At 60.6% G+C, this 14,365-nt stretch carries 11 protein-coding genes and 1 pseudogene; 9 read left to right on the forward strand and 3 right to left on the reverse strand.

The window, feature by feature from the left end; all coding sequences use genetic code 11:
* The first annotated feature begins 13 nt into the window (after positions 1-13).
* Positions 14-1,408: a glycoside hydrolase family 1 protein gene (locus KHQ23_RS23045; RefSeq protein WP_023301154.1), complete on the forward strand. Its 1,395-nt coding sequence runs from the start codon at positions 14-16 to the stop codon at positions 1,406-1,408.
* 271 nt (positions 1,409-1,679) lie between these two features.
* On the forward strand, positions 1,680-3,119 hold the full coding sequence (gene mdtQ, locus KHQ23_RS23050) for a multidrug resistance outer membrane protein MdtQ (protein ID WP_032434862.1): 1,440 nt from the start codon (positions 1,680-1,682) through the stop codon (positions 3,117-3,119).
* Between the two features lie 33 nt (positions 3,120-3,152).
* Here the strand turns inward: mdtQ and KHQ23_RS23055 are convergent, their stop codons facing one another.
* Positions 3,153-3,722, reverse strand: coding sequence for a DedA family protein (locus tag KHQ23_RS23055; protein ID WP_002912833.1), 570 nt, complete (start codon positions 3,720-3,722; stop codon positions 3,153-3,155).
* Positions 3,723-3,876: 154 nt separating this feature from the next.
* On the opposite strand from KHQ23_RS23055, the gene KHQ23_RS23060 reads away from it, so the two are divergent.
* Entirely contained in the window at positions 3,877-4,464 is a 588-nt protein-coding gene (locus KHQ23_RS23060) for a Yip1 family protein (RefSeq protein WP_002912831.1), read from the forward strand.
* A 188-nt stretch (positions 4,465-4,652) separates the two neighbouring features.
* Positions 4,653-5,603 carry a D-alanyl-D-alanine endopeptidase gene (gene pbpG / locus KHQ23_RS23065; RefSeq protein WP_004180615.1) on the forward strand — a complete coding sequence of 317 codons (951 nt, stop codon included), beginning with the start codon at positions 4,653-4,655 and terminating at the stop codon, positions 5,601-5,603.
* A gap of 457 nt (positions 5,604-6,060) precedes the next feature.
* Here the strand turns inward: pbpG and KHQ23_RS23070 are convergent, their stop codons facing one another.
* Together KHQ23_RS23070 and dld are read right to left on the reverse strand one after the other, a co-directional pair.
* Complete coding sequence (locus KHQ23_RS23070; protein WP_002912829.1) at positions 6,061-6,615, reverse strand: GNAT family N-acetyltransferase; 555 nt, start codon at positions 6,613-6,615, stop codon at positions 6,061-6,063.
* Between the two features lie 85 nt (positions 6,616-6,700).
* Complete coding sequence (dld, locus tag KHQ23_RS23075; protein WP_002912827.1) at positions 6,701-8,446, reverse strand: D-lactate dehydrogenase; 1,746 nt, start codon at positions 8,444-8,446, stop codon at positions 6,701-6,703.
* 194 nt (positions 8,447-8,640) lie between these two features.
* Here dld and bglX point away from each other — a divergent pair, with 194 nt between their 5' ends.
* The 5 genes and pseudogenes from bglX to KHQ23_RS23100 all read left to right on the forward strand — a co-directional run.
* The gene (bglX, locus tag KHQ23_RS23080) at positions 8,641-10,938 is read left to right on the forward strand and encodes a beta-glucosidase BglX (RefSeq protein ID WP_032433331.1); all 2,298 of its coding nucleotides are present in this window, start codon (positions 8,641-8,643) and stop codon (positions 10,936-10,938) included.
* A gap of 136 nt (positions 10,939-11,074) precedes the next feature.
* A complete protein-coding gene (locus KHQ23_RS23085; RefSeq protein WP_002912823.1) occupies positions 11,075-11,992 on the forward strand; it encodes an ABC transporter substrate-binding protein in 918 nt (305 codons plus the stop codon).
* Positions 11,993-11,999: 7 nt separating this feature from the next.
* Positions 12,000-13,157 carry an ABC transporter permease gene (locus KHQ23_RS23090; RefSeq protein WP_032434860.1) on the forward strand — a complete coding sequence of 386 codons (1,158 nt, stop codon included), beginning with the start codon at positions 12,000-12,002 and terminating at the stop codon, positions 13,155-13,157.
* Positions 13,150-14,097 (forward strand): ABC transporter ATP-binding protein, encoded by a 948-nt coding sequence (locus KHQ23_RS23095; protein ID WP_004175098.1) that lies wholly within the window; start codon positions 13,150-13,152, stop codon positions 14,095-14,097. Before KHQ23_RS23090 ends, KHQ23_RS23095 begins: the two co-directional genes overlap by 8 nt.
* Positions 14,081-14,365, forward strand: a pseudogene (locus KHQ23_RS23100) (ABC transporter permease); the annotation flags it as partial. The gene KHQ23_RS23095 and the pseudogene KHQ23_RS23100, both read left to right, overlap by 17 nt.

A 14,365-nucleotide genomic window follows, 5' to 3' on the forward strand; every position in this document is an offset into this window, starting at 1 on the left:
ACAGGAGAAAAAGATGAAAACATTCCCGACGGATTTTTTATGGGGCGGCGCGACCGCGGCCAATCAGGTGGAAGGTGCTTATCTGGAAGATGGCAAAGGCTTATCCACCTCCGATGTGCAGCCGCACGGCGTTTTCGGCGAAGTGGTCGAGCGCGTACCCGGCGACAGCGGCATAAAAGATGTGGCGATCGATTTTTACCATCGCTATCCGGAAGATATCGCCCTGTTTGCCGAGATGGGCTTTAACTGCCTGCGAGTCTCCATCGCCTGGACCCGCATCTACCCCAACGGCGACGACGCCGAGCCGAACGAAGCCGGCCTCGCGTTCTACGACAAGCTGTTCGACGAGATGGCGAAGCACAACATCACCCCGCTGGTGACGCTGTCGCATTATGAAATGCCATGGGCGCTGGTAAAAAACTATGGCGGCTGGGGCAGCCGGGAGGTGATTGGCTTCTTTGAGCGCTACGCCCGGACGGTGTTCAGCCGCTATAAAAATAAGGTCAAACTGTGGCTGACCTTTAACGAAATCAATATGTCGCTACATGCCCCGATGACCGGGGTCGGCCTGCCGGCCGGCAGCAGCAAAGGCGAGGTGTATCAGGCGATTCACCACCAGCTGGTGGCCAGCGCGCTGGCGGTCAAAGCCTGTCATGAGCTGGTGCCTGAGGGCAAAATCGGCAATATGCTGCTCGGCGGGCTGATGTATCCCCTGAGCTGCAAACCGGAGGATGTGTTCGAGACGCTGCAGGAGAACCGCAGCTGGCAGTTCTTCGGCGACGTACAGGCGCGCGGCGCGTACCCGGGCTATATGCAGCGCTATTTCCGTGACAACGGCATCACGCTCACCATCACCGACGCCGATCGTGAAGCGCTAAAAACCACCGTCGACTTTATCTCCTTCAGCTACTACATGACCGGCTGCGTCACCGCCGACGAGGCGCTGAACCAGCAGGCGCGCGGCAATATTCTCAGCATGGTGCCGAACCCGCACCTGGCGAGCTCGGAGTGGGGCTGGCAGATAGATCCGCTGGGCCTGCGCACACTGCTGAACGTGCTGTGGGATCGCTACCAGAAGCCGCTGTTTATCGTGGAAAACGGTCTGGGCGCCAAAGATAAGGTGGAAGCCGACGGCAGCATTAACGATGACTACCGCATCAGTTACCTGAACGACCACCTGGTGCAGGCGCGGGAAGCCATTGACGATGGCGTTGAGCTGATGGGCTTTACCAGCTGGGGACCGATTGACCTGGTGAGCGCCTCAAAAGCGGAGCTATCGAAGCGCTACGGCTTTATCTATGTCGACCGCCATGATGACGGTACCGGCACCCTGGCGCGTAGTAAGAAGAAGAGCTTTAGCTGGTATAAAGAGGTGATTGCCAGCCGCGGCGCCAGCCTGAAAGCCTAAAGAATGCCCGCCCGGCCATCGCCGGGCGGGGGGTTAGCCCGGTTTACGCGCGCGCAGTAAAAAGGTCATCGGACGTTCTTTCTCTTCATCCAGAGCGGGCAGGGTGGAAAAGAGGTGCGGCTCGTTAAAAGATGCCGGCTCATATTCACCCCCTGAATTGATAAGGTTGTTTATTTTTAGCAAACTAATAATTTAGTCACACGCTTTACTAAACGCGTTTAATTCAATTAACTTATGATAACCAACCTGATTAAGTTATCTGACCTGTCCAATGAAATTGATATTAAATAAAAGCGTGCTGGCGGCATTGCCCCTGGCCATCGCGCTGGCTGGCTGCGCGCCATCTCATGAGGTTGCTAATCCGCCGCAGCAGCAAATTCCGGCCTCCCATGTTTCCATGGATCTCCCTGCCGCCGTGAAAAATGGCTGGCCGCAGACTGACTGGTGGAAAGATTACCATGACCCACAGCTTAATAATCTGATTCAGCGAGCGTTGGCCAACGCGCCGGATATGCAGATTGCCGAACAGCGCATCAGGCTTGCCGAAGCGCAGGCGCGAATGTCGCAGGCGAATCTTGGCCCGGAGATGGATTTCTCCGCCGATATTGAACGCCAGCGCATGTCGGCCGAAGGCCTGATGGGACCGTTTGCTACCGACACCGACGGCAATACCGGCCCGTGGTACACCAACGGTACCTTTGGCCTGACCGCCGGTTGGGATCTCGATCTGTGGGGAAAAAACCGTGCGCTGGTGAAAGCGCGTATCGGCGAGCTGAAAGCCCAGGTTGCTGAACAGGCCCAGACCCGTGAGCTGCTCTCCGGCAGCGTGGCGCGTCTGTACTGGCAGTGGCAGACGGAAGCGGCGATCAAAGCGGTGCTGCAGCAGGTGAAAAACGAGCAAAATAATATCGTGACGGTCGACAAGGCCCTGTATCAGCGCGGGATCACTAACTCCGCCGAAGGGGCGGAGAACGATATTAACGTCAGCAAAACCGACCAGCAGCTGGCGGACGTGACGGGCACGATGAAAGAGATTGAAGCGCGGCTGATGGCCCTGACCAACAGCCAGAGCCAGTCGCTAAACCTCAAACCCGCCAGCCTGCCAACGGTCAGCGCGCAGCTGCCAGATAACCTCGGCTATGAGCTGCTGGCGCGCCGCCCGGATCTGCAGGTCGCCCACTGGTATATTGAGGCGTCCCTGAGCGAAGTGGACGCGGCGAAAGCGGCATTTTATCCGGACATCAATCTGATGGCGTTCCTGCAGCAGGATGCCCTGCACTTAAGCGATCTTTTCCGCCATTCGGCGCAGCAGATGGGCGTTACTGCCGGGTTGACGCTGCCGATCTTTGACAGCGGCCGCCTTAACGCCAACCTGGATATCGCCAGCGCGCAGAATAGCCTGTCGATCGCCCAGTACAACAAAGCGGTGGTGGATGCCGTTAACCAGGTGGCGAAAACCGCCAGCCAGGTCGAAACATTAATGGCCAAAAGCCAGCAGCAGCAGCAGGTTGAAAAAGACGCTCAGCGGGTAGTAGATCTGGCGCAGGCCCGAATGGCGGCGGGGATCTTACCTGGCTCCAGAGTCAGTATGGCGAAGCTCCCGGCGCTGCAGGAACGGATCACCGCATTGCGCCTGCACGGCCAGTGGATTGACGCTAGCATTCAGCTGACCTCGGCCCTCGGCGGCGGCTACCACCAGACGGTGAAGTAACCGCCAACCACGGTGCGCCCGCGGGCGCGCCGCTTAATCTTTCTTCTTACTCTCGCGCCGCCTGAGCCACCAGTGGGCGGCCACCACCACCACCACCGCGAGGATCAGCCAGATCCAGTGCTTCAGATGGGCGTCCAGATGATGCAGCCACGGGCCAACCACCTCGCCGCCGAGATAGCCAATGGTGGTAAACAGCAGGGCCCACACCAGCGCTCCGACAATATTCAGCGGCAGGAAAATGCGCGGCGGCAGGCGGCTGGCGCCGATCAGCAGGGGGCCGATTACCCGGAAGCCATACATAAAGCGGGTGCCGATGACAAACAGCCACGGCCGGTGCTGGATCATACGCTGCGCTTTACGGATCCGCGCTTTCTGACTGGCGAAACGGCGCAGGATGCGTCCCCCGAAGCGGCGGCCGACCAGATAGAGCAGCTGATCGCCAATCATCCCGCCGAGGGCGACGGCGATCACCACCAGGGGAAATTTCAGTAGCCCCTGATGCGCCGCGACGCCGCCCAGCAGGGTAATGGTCTCACCTTCCGCCATGCTGCCGACGATCAGCGCCGCGTAGCCATACTGGGAAATCAGGTGATTGATATCCATAAAAAGCTTTTCTCCTTACCTCATCACCTCTTAATCATACACCCTGCTGACCAAAACGCGGCGACGCAGAATTTTCTGTGCTGTACATAAAATAATCTACAGGGTGAATTATACTTGGATCAGTGCAGTACGAAGCCGTGACAAGGGGGACGCTATGAACCATGTCTGGGGGCTCTTCGCTCATCCCAACCGGGAAATGAGCGTGATTAAGAGCGAGAATGAAACCATTTCTCATCACTATACGCATCATGTGCTGCTGATGGCGGCGGTTCCGGTAATCTGCGCCTTTATCGGCACCACGCAGCTGGGCTGGAACTTCGGCGATGGCACCGTGATTAAACTGTCGATGCTGACCGGACTGGCGCTGGCGGTGCTGTTTTACGCCGTGATGCTCGCCGGGGTGGCGATCATGGGGCGGGTCATCTGGTGGATGGCGAGGCAGTATCCGCAGCAGCCTTCCCTGAAACGCTGCATGGTGTTTGCCGGCTACGTCGCCACCCCGCTGTTTCTGAGCGGGATTGTGGCGCTCTATCCGCTGGTCTGGCTGTGCGCGCTGGTCGGTACTATTGCGCTGTTCTATACCGGGTATCTGCTGTATCTCGGCATTCCGACCTTCCTGAGCATTAATCGGGAAGAGGGGTTAAGCTTTGCCAGCTCGACGCTAGCTATTGGGGTACTGGTGCTGGAAGTGCTGCTGGCCATCACCGTGGTGCTCTGGGGGTATGGCTACCGACTCTTCTGATCGGGCGACACGGGTAAATATGCATTGCCGGCAAATATGTATTTTATGTCGGCAATGCAGCATTTCTTCACGATTCTTATTAGGCACAGGGCCTTACGGCGCGGTATGATGGCGTTTGCCAGCGAAGTTGCCCACTTAACCTCGCGGCGTACGTTCCATAACGTGCAAAAATACTTTTCAGAATGCCCATGATGCCGAAATTTCGAGTCTCTTTGCTCAGCCTGACCTTGCTGCTGGCTGTGCCTTTTGCGCCCCAGGCGTTAGCAAAAACCCCGACGGCGGTGACCGCCTCGCAGCCGGAAATTGCCTCCGGCAGCGCCATGATCGTCGATCTGGCCACGAAAAAAATCATTTATGCCAGCCAGCCGGATCTGGTGCGCCCGATGGCGTCGATCACCAAAGTGATGACGGCCATGGTGGTGCTCGATGCCCATCTGCCGCTGGATGAGATGCTGACGGTGGATATCAGCCATACGCCGGAAATGAAGGGGATCTACTCCCGCGTGCGCCTCAACAGCCAGATTAGTCGCCGCGATATGCTGCTGCTGGCGCTGATGTCTTCCGAGAACCGCGCGGCCGCCAGCCTGGCGCATCACTATCCGGGCGGCTACGACGCTTTTATTCGCGCGATGAACGCCAAAGCCCAGGCGCTGGGCATGACCCATACCCGCTACGTGGAGCCCACCGGCCTGTCGGTGCATAACGTCTCCACCGCCCGCGATCTGACCAAACTGCTGATCGCCAGCGAGCAGTATCCGCTGATCGGCCAGCTGAGCACCACCAAAGAAGAGACCGCCACCTTCGCCCATCCGGCCTACAGCCTGCCGTTCCGCAACACCAACCATCTGGTGTATCGCGATAACTGGAACATTCAGCTGACCAAAACCGGCTTCACCAACGCTGCCGGCCACTGCCTGATTATGCGCACGGTGATTAACCAACGTCCGGTGGCGCTGGTGGTGATGGATGCCTTCGGCAAATATACCCACTTCGCTGACGCCAGCCGCTTGCGGACCTGGATTGAAACCGGGAAGGTGATGCCGGTACCCGCCTCGGCGCTGAGCTATAAAAAGCAGCGCGAAGCGCAGATGGCGGAGGCGATGCTGAAAGGCGGCGCGCAGACCGCGCAGAACGATTAATCTGCATGTCTCCCGGATGGCGGCGCATTGCGCCTTATCCGGCCTACGTGATTTGGCACCGGGTTCGCCCCCTTCGTAGGCCCGGCAAGCGCAGCGCCGCCGGGCAATCAGGCCGAGTGCCGGAGTTTGTGGCGGATGGCGGCTCGCGCCTTATCCGGGCTACGTGATTTGGCGCCGGGTTCATCCCATTCGCAGGCCCGGCAAGCGCAGCGCCGCCGGGCAATATAGCCGACACCGTGCCGCGTTTGTGGCGGATGGCGGCTCGCGCCTTATCCGGCCTACGTGATTTGGCGGCGGGTTCATCCCCTTCGCAGGCCCGGCAAGCGCAGCGCCGCCGGGCAATCAGGCCGAGTGCCGGTGTTTGTGCAGGATGGCGGCTGACGCCTCTCCGGAACCGCGCTGAACGGTAGCCCGGCTAAGGCGTTTACGCCGCGAGCCGGGGATTTGACGCCGGAGATCACTCCGGCAGCGTCCAGTCGCCGTCACCCAGCGCGCGCTGCATAATCAACGTATCCCGCCAGTCGCCCATCTTGTAGCCGACGCTGCGCAGCTGACCCGCCACGGTAAAGCCGAACTTTTTATGGATCGCCAGCGAGCCGGCATTGTTATGGCCATCGCCGATGATCGCCAGCATCTGCCGCCACGGGCCTTTCTCGCACTCAGCGATTAGCCTGGACAGCAGCGCGCTGCCGATGCCGCGTCCGCCCATTCCGGATTCCACGTATATCGATTCCTCGAGGGTGTAGCGATAGGCCGGACGCGGGCGATAGAAAGTGGCATAGCAGTAGCCGACGATAGCCCCGCGCCACAGCGCTACCAGCCACGGCAGCCCATTGTCGCGCACGGTCTGGATCCGTTTACGCATTTCGTCAACGGTGGGGGGGATCTCTTCGAAGGAGGCGCGGCCATTAAGTACGTGCCAGACATACAGCGCGGCGATGGCGTGCGCATCGTCGGGCAGCGCTTCGCGAATTTCTAAATCACTGTCGAGTAACGGGGCCTCTGCGGGCATGGCGGCGCTCCTGAATCTGCCGGAGAAACATTCTCCGGCGTGCAGCGTAATACAGAAGCGCCAGGCTGAATAGTCCTGCCGTCGATTATTGCGGATCCGCCGGAGAGGCTGGCGTCGGGGCCGCTTCACCCCAGTATTTCTGCTTGCTGGTTTTACCAATCCCCGGGTTCATGCTGTTGGTGGGATCGTTCTGGCGATAGAACTGCTGCAGGCTCTCCGGGGCCTCATACAGATGACCCACGTTATGCTCCGCCGGATACTGGGCGCCGCGCGCTTTCAGTAACTCCAGCATTTTTTCCTTCAGCGCGTGGGCGTCGACCCCTTTCCTGACGATGTAATCCTGATGGAACACATGGCACATAAAGTGGCCATAGTAGAGCTTATGCACCAGCTGGCTGTCGATCTCCGGCGGCAGATGTTCGAACCACTCGGTATCGTTACGGCGCAGGGCGATATCCAGCGCCAGAATATCTTCGACTTCGTCGGCATGCACCGCCTGATAGCGGATTGCCGCGCCGGCGGCGGCAAAGCGATGGAGGAACGCCTTGCTGCCTTCCTCCGGCGTACAGGCGAAGAAATCCCCCTCGGCCTGCTGGAAGTACTCCGTCAGCCAACGCTGCGCTTCTTCGATGCCGTCGCCAGCCATCTTCAGCAGCAGATGATGTTCATATTTATCACGCCAGGTTTTCATCCGCTCCGGTAAATGTGCCGGAAAGACGTGGCCGAGTTTCTGCATAAAGCGGTCGGTAAAGTGCGGCTTAAACAGCGAGACTTTCTCCAGCATCGCGTCGGTGCGCCCCTTCATGGTGAAGAAGAACGGCATTTTGTCGGTGCCGAGCTTGTCGATCATCAGGAAGGTGTCTTTGCCATACTTCTCGGCGATATCGTAAATATCGCGGTGCATATATTCCCCCGCCACCGGAAGATGCTGGAACTCGGCGAGGATATGGCGGCGGATCTCGGTCAATACCTGCGGCTGGTTGGTGCCAATGTAAAACACCTGCTGGCGCTTTTCCGCCGGGAAAGTATCGAGACGCACGGCGAAAACCGCCAGCTTGCCGGCGCAGCCGGAGGATTCGAACAGGCGGTCCGGGTCGGCGTTATAGCGCGCCGGGGTGTCGGCATCGACATCGCGCACGCGGGTGACATAGTCGTGATCGTGGGCGTGGCGGCCGTCGTGCAGGACATCGCTATCGCTAATCCGTTCGTCATCGAGGCGGCTGAGGATCTGCTCCGGCGTGCTGCCGAGATCGATGCCCAGATGATTGACCAGCTTCAGCTTGCCGTCGGCGTCAATCTGCGCGAACAGCGACATCTCAGTGTAGGCCGGCCCGCGCTGCACCAGCGAGCCGCCGGAGTTGTTGCAGATCCCGCCGATGACCGATGCGCCGATGCATGACGAACCGATCACCGAGTGCGGTTCGCGTCCCAGCGGTTTGAGCGCTTTTTCCAGCGAATAGAGGGTGGTGCCGGGCCAGGCCAGCACCTGCTCGCCTTTGTCCAGCAGATGCAGTTTGTCCAGGCGCAGGGTGCTGATAATCACGATCTCGCGATCGTAATCATTGCCGTTGGGGGTCGAACCTTCGGTCAGGCCGGTGTTGGCCGCCTGCATCAGAATAATTTTATCGGCGTCTACGCAGGCGTTGAGCACGCGCCAGAGCTCCAGCAGGGTACCGGGAAAGACAACCGCCAGGGCCTCGCCCTGACCGGAGCGGAAGCCTTTGCGGTAGCGCTGGGTTTTTGCCGGGTCGGTCAGCAGATGCGAAGGGCCAACCAGGCGCGCCAGGTCAGCCAGAAACGTTTTATGGGTGTCAGTGGGTGCAGATGACATGTTCCACTCCTTGTGGTGGTGCGCGAAATATCGAGGATAAGCATAGCGCTTTGTATGACAATTTGATGCATGAATGTTTCGCAAAAATCAGAGAAGAACCTTAGCATTCTGCGGGCGCGTTGTTTATATATATGGCAAACTGCGGTTTTTATTATGTTTTACCGAGTCCCCGTCTGAGATAAAGCGAGATAACAATGAAATGGCTCTGCACTGTAGGCGTCGCCGTGAGTCTGGCGCTGCAACCCGCGCTGGCGGATGAACTGTTTGGTAACCACCCCCTGACCCCGCAGGCGCGGGATGCCTTTGTCACCGACCTGCTGAAAAAAATGACGGTGGACGAGAAAATCGGCCAGCTGCGTCTGATAAGCGTTGGCCCGGATAACCCGAAAGAGGCGATCCGTGAAATGATCAAGAACGGTCAGGTGGGGGCGATTTTTAACACCGTTACCCGCCCGGATATCCGTGTGATGCAGGATCAGGTGATGCAGCTTAGCCGCCTGAAGATCCCTCTGTTCTTTGCCTACGATGTGCTGCACGGTCAGCGCACCGTGTTTCCGATAAGCCTCGGCCTGGCCTCGTCGTTTAACCTTGATGCGGTGAAGACCGTGGGCCGCGTGTCAGCTTATGAAGCTGCCGATGACGGGTTGAACATGACCTGGGCGCCGATGGTCGACGTCTCCCGCGACCCGCGCTGGGGACGCGCTTCCGAAGGGTTCGGGGAAGACACCTATCTGACCACGATGATGGGCCAGGCGATGGTGGAGTCGATGCAGGGCAAGAGCCCGGCGGACCGCTATTCGGTGATGACCAGCGTCAAGCATTTCGCCGCCTACGGCGCGGTGGAGGGCGGGAAAGAGTACAATACGGTCGACATGAGCCCGCAGCGCCTGTTCAACGACTATATGCCGCCGTATAAAGCCGGGCTTGATGCCGGCAGCGGCGCGGTGATGGTAGCCCTGAACTCGCTGAACGGCACCCCGGCGACCTCTGATTCCTGGCTGCTGAAAGACGTCCTGCGCGACCAGTGGGGCTTTAAAGGCATCACCGTTTCCGACCACGGCGCCATCAAAGAGTTGATTAAGCACGGCGTGGCCTCCGACCCGGAAGACGCGGTGCGCGTAGCGCTGAAGTCCGGCATCAACATGAGCATGAGCGACGAGTATTACAGTAAGTACCTGCCGGGGCTGGTGAAGTCCGGCAAGGTGACCATGGCCGAGCTGGATGATGCCACCCGACACGTGCTCAACGTGAAATATGATATGGGACTGTTCAACGATCCCTACAGCCACCTGGGACCGAAAGATTCTGACCCGCAGGACACCAATGCGGAAAGTCGTCTGCATCGTAAAGAGGCGCGCGAAGTGGCTCGCGAGAGCCTGGTGCTGCTGAAGAACCGTCTTGATACGCTGCCGCTAAAAAAATCCGGCACTATCGCGGTGGTTGGCGCGCTGGCGGACAGCAAGCGCGACATGATGGGCAGCTGGTCCGCGGCCGGGGTGGCCGACCAGTCGGTGACCGTTCTGACCGGCATCAAAGAAGCGCTGGGCGATAACGGCAAAGTAATTTACGCCAAAGGGACGAACGTTACCGATGACAAAGGCATTGTCGATTTCCTCAATTTGTATGAGAACGCGGTGCAGGTTGACCCACGCTCGCCGCAGGAAATGATCGACGAAGCGGTCGCGGCGGCGAAGCAATCCGATGTGGTGGTCGCCGTAGTGGGCGAGGCGCAGGGCATGGCGCATGAGGCCTCCAGCCGGACCGATATCACCCTGCCGCAGAGCCAGCGCAATCTGATTGCCGCTCTTAAAGCCACCGGCAAACCGCTGGTGCTGGTGCTGATGAACGGGCGTCCGCTGGCGCTGGTGAAAGAGGATCAGCAAGCCGATGCGCTGCTGGAGACCTGGTTTGCTGGCACCGAAGGCGGCCACGCCATCGCCGACGTGCTGTTTGGCGACTATAACCCGTCGGGCAAGCTGCCGATGTCTTTCCCGCGCTCGGTGGGGCAGATCCCAACCTACTACAGCCACCTGAATACCGGCCGGCCGTATAATCCGGAGAAGCCGAACAAGTACACCTCGCGTTACTTCGATGAAGCCAATGGCCCGCTGTATCCGTTTGGTTACGGCCTGAGCTACACCACCTTTAGCGTCTCCGATGTCAACATGTCGTCGGCCACCATGCCGCGCGATGGCAGCGTGACCGCCAGCGTGCAGGTGACCAACACCGGCAATCGCGAAGGGGCGACGGTGATCCAGCTCTACCTGCAGGACGTCACCGCCTCCATGAGCCGGCCGGTGAAAATGCTGCGCGGCTTTAAAAAGGTCACCCTCAAACCGGGCGAAACGCAAACCGTTAGCTTCCCAATCGACGTCGACGCGCTGAAGTTCTGGAATCAGCAAATGAAATACGTTGCTGAGCCGGGCAAATTCAATGTCTTTATCGGCGTGGACTCCGCCCGCGTGAAGCAGAGCGAGTTTGAGCTGCTGTAAGGTATCGCTCTTAAGTCCAACGTCACGCTTTAAAGGCCGATTAATCGGCCTTTTCTTTTTCGCATCGCTGGCAAATGGGCTACGCTTTTCTCTTAAGCTTCTGTAAGCGAAGCGCAAAAGAACTGAGGGATGCGGGATGAAGATGGCAACGACATGGTCCGGCGCGCTGGCGCTGGCCGCCCTGATAAGTTTACCGCTGCAGGCGGCGGAGCCGGTGAAGGTCGGCTCGAAAATTGATACCGAAGGCGCGCTGCTGGGCAATATGATCCAGCAGGTGCTGGAAAGCCACGGCGTAAAAACGATTAATAAAATCCAGCTCGGCACCACGCCGGTGGTGCGCGGGGCGATTGTCGCCGGCGAGCTGGATATCTACCCGGAATATACCGGCAATGGCGCCTTCTTCTTCAAAGATGAAAACGACCCGGCGTGGAAGAATGCCCAACAGGGCTATGAGAAGGTGAAGCGCCTCGATCAGGAGAAACATCAGCTGGTATGGCTCACCCCGGCGCCGGCCAACAACACCTGGACTATCGCCGTGCGCCAGGACCTGGCGGAGAAAAATAAGCTGACCTCGCTGGCCGACCTCAGTCGCTACCTGAAGCAGGGCGGCGAATTTAAGCTGGCGGCTTCGGCGGAATTTATTGAGCGCCCGGACGCGCTGCCGGCGTTTGAAAAAGCGTATGGCTTCAACCTCAACCAGAACCAGCTGCTGTCGCTGGCCGGGGGCGATACGGCGGTGACCATCAAAGCGGCGGCGCAACAGACCTCCGGCGTTAACGCGGCGATGGCCTACGGCACCGATGGCCCGGTGGCGGCCCTGGGGTTACAGACGCTGAGCGACCCGCAGGGCGTGCAGCCGATATATGCCCCGACGCCGGTGGTGCGCGAGGCGGTGCTCAAGGCCTACCCGCAGATCGCCGACTGGCTGCAGCCGGTCTTCGCCAGCCTCGATGAAAAAACGCTGCAGCAGCTGAACGCCCGCATTGCGGTGGAGGGCCAGGATGCGAAGCGCGTGGCGGCAGATTATCTGCAGCAGAAAGGCCTGCTGAAGTAAGCCACCGGTGACCATTCGCTGTACTCATCGCGTCGGCTTGCTGCTGATAGGTCTGCTGCTGGTTACGCTGGCGCTGCCGTTTGTCACTTATGCGCCGAATCGCTTACTCTCCGGGGAAGGGCGCGGGCTGTGGCAGGTGCTGCCCTGGCTCGCCGGCGTTCAGCTGGCGGCGGCCCTTGCCGGGATGCTGCTTTGCTGGCTGCCAGGCAGGGCCGCGCCGCTTCTTCACCTGCTGCTGGCTGAACTGCTCTTCCCGCTGCTTATCTGGGGCAGCGGCCAGGCGGCGCTTGAGCTCTCCCGGCACGGCTCGCCGCTGGCGCGCACCTCGCCCGGCAGCGGCCTGTGGTTGTCGCTGGCGCTTTGTCTGCTGCTGGCCAGCGAGGCCATCCGTCATCTTACCGTCCGGCCGCTCTGGCGCTGGCTGCTCAATGCGCAAGTCTGGCTGTTGCCCATCATCCTGCTCGCTATCGGGGCGCTCGATCAGCTCTCCTTGCTGAAGGAGTATGCCAACCGTCAGGAGGTATTTGATGACGCCCTGCGCCAGCATCTGCTTCTGCTGTTCGGCACCCTGCTGCCGGGCCTGCTGATTGGCCTGCCGCTGGGGGTATGGCTGTGGCGGCGTCCGCGCTGGCAGGCGCCGGCTTTTACCGCGCTCAATGTGATCCAGACTATTCCGTCGGTAGCGCTTTTTGGCCTGCTGATTGCGCCGCTTGCCGGTCTGGCGCGTTATTTCCCGACGCTGGGCGAGCTGGGCGTCTCCGGGACCGGCGTGGCGCCAGCCCTGATCGCTCTCACTCTCTATGCGCTACTGCCGCTGGTGCGCGGGGTGGTGACCGGCCTGCAGCAGGTGCCGCAGGATGCCCTGGAAAGCGCGACGGCAATGGGCATGAGCGCCGGGCAGCGCTTTCGTCAGGTGCAGCTTCCGCTGGCGATGCCGGTACTGCTGCGCAGCCTGCGGGTGGTCAGCGTGCAAACCGTCGGCATGGCGGTGGTGGCCGCGCTGATCGGCGCCGGCGGCTTTGGCGCGCTGGTGTTTCAGGGGCTGTTGAGCAGTGCGCTGGATCTGGTGCTGCTGGGCGTGGTGCCGACCATTGCCCTGGCGGTGGTTGTGGATGCCCTGTTCGCCCTGTGGGGCGCCTGGCTAAAAGGAGAGGCCAATGATTGAATTTCAAGGGGTCAGCAAAGTGTTTGCCGGCCACCCGGCGGTGAAGGACCTGACCCTGGAGCTGCGCGAAGGCGCTTTCTCGGTGCTGGTGGGGACTTCCGGCTCGGGCAAGTCGACGACGCTGAAGATGATCAACCGTCTGCTGGAGCCGGACCGGGGCACCATTCGCTTTGCCGGCGAGGACATCCGCCTGCAGCCGGTCCTGACCCTGCGGCGGCGGATGGGCTATGCCATCCAGTCCATCGGCCTGTTTCCCCACTGGACGGTGGCGCAGAATATCGCCACCGTGCCGCAGCTGCAAAGATGGCCGCGGGCAAGGATCGCCGACCGGATCGACGAGCTGATGGCGCTGCTGGGGCTGGAGGCGACGCTGCGCGACCGTTACCCGCATCAGCTCTCCGGCGGCCAGCAGCAGCGGGTGGGGGTGGCGCGGGCGCTGGCGGCAGATCCGGAGGTGCTGTTGATGGATGAGCCCTTCGGCGCCCTCGACCCGGTGACCCGCGAGGCGCTGCAGCAGGAGATGCTGCGCATCCACCGTCTGCTGGGACGGACGATTGTGCTGGTGACCCATGATATTGACGAAGCGCTGCGTCTGGCGGACCACCTGGTGCTGATGGACGGGGGCGAGGTGGTCCAGCAGGGGGCGCCGCTGGAGATGCTCCTGCGACCGAAAAATAGCTTTGTACAGACCTTTTTTGGCCGCAGCGAGTTGGGTGTGCGCCTGCTGTCGCTGCGCGAGGTGGGGGACTATTTGCGTCCCGACGAACGGCTGGCGGGCGAGGGGCTGACCGTCACCATGACCCTGCGGGAAGCGCTGTCGCAGTTTGTCGCCCGGCGCTGCGAGACGCTGCCGGTGGTCGATGCCGAAGGCAGGCCCTGCGGTACGCTGCATTTTGCCGATCTGCTGCGTCAGGAGATGAGCCATGAAGGCGCTTCGTGAGCCGCTGTGGTGGCTTATCGCGCTGTTTATCGGCCTGCTGGCAGGGCTGCCCTACAGCGCGCCGCTGTTCAGTCGGCTGTTCCCGGAACTGCCGCGGCCGGTCTACCAGCAGGAGAGCTTCTGGGCGCTCACTCTCGATCACGGCTGGCTGGTGGTGGCGTCCAGCCTCGCGGCAACGGCAATCGGGCTGGGGGCTGGGGTGGCGGTCACCCGGCCCGCCGGCGGCGCGTTTCGCCCGCTGGTAGAGACCATCGCCGCTATCGGGCAG

Origin of the sequence: Klebsiella sp. 64, assembly GCF_018223915.1 — a bacterium.
Lineage (GTDB): Bacteria > Pseudomonadota > Gammaproteobacteria > Enterobacterales > Enterobacteriaceae > Klebsiella > Klebsiella pneumoniae.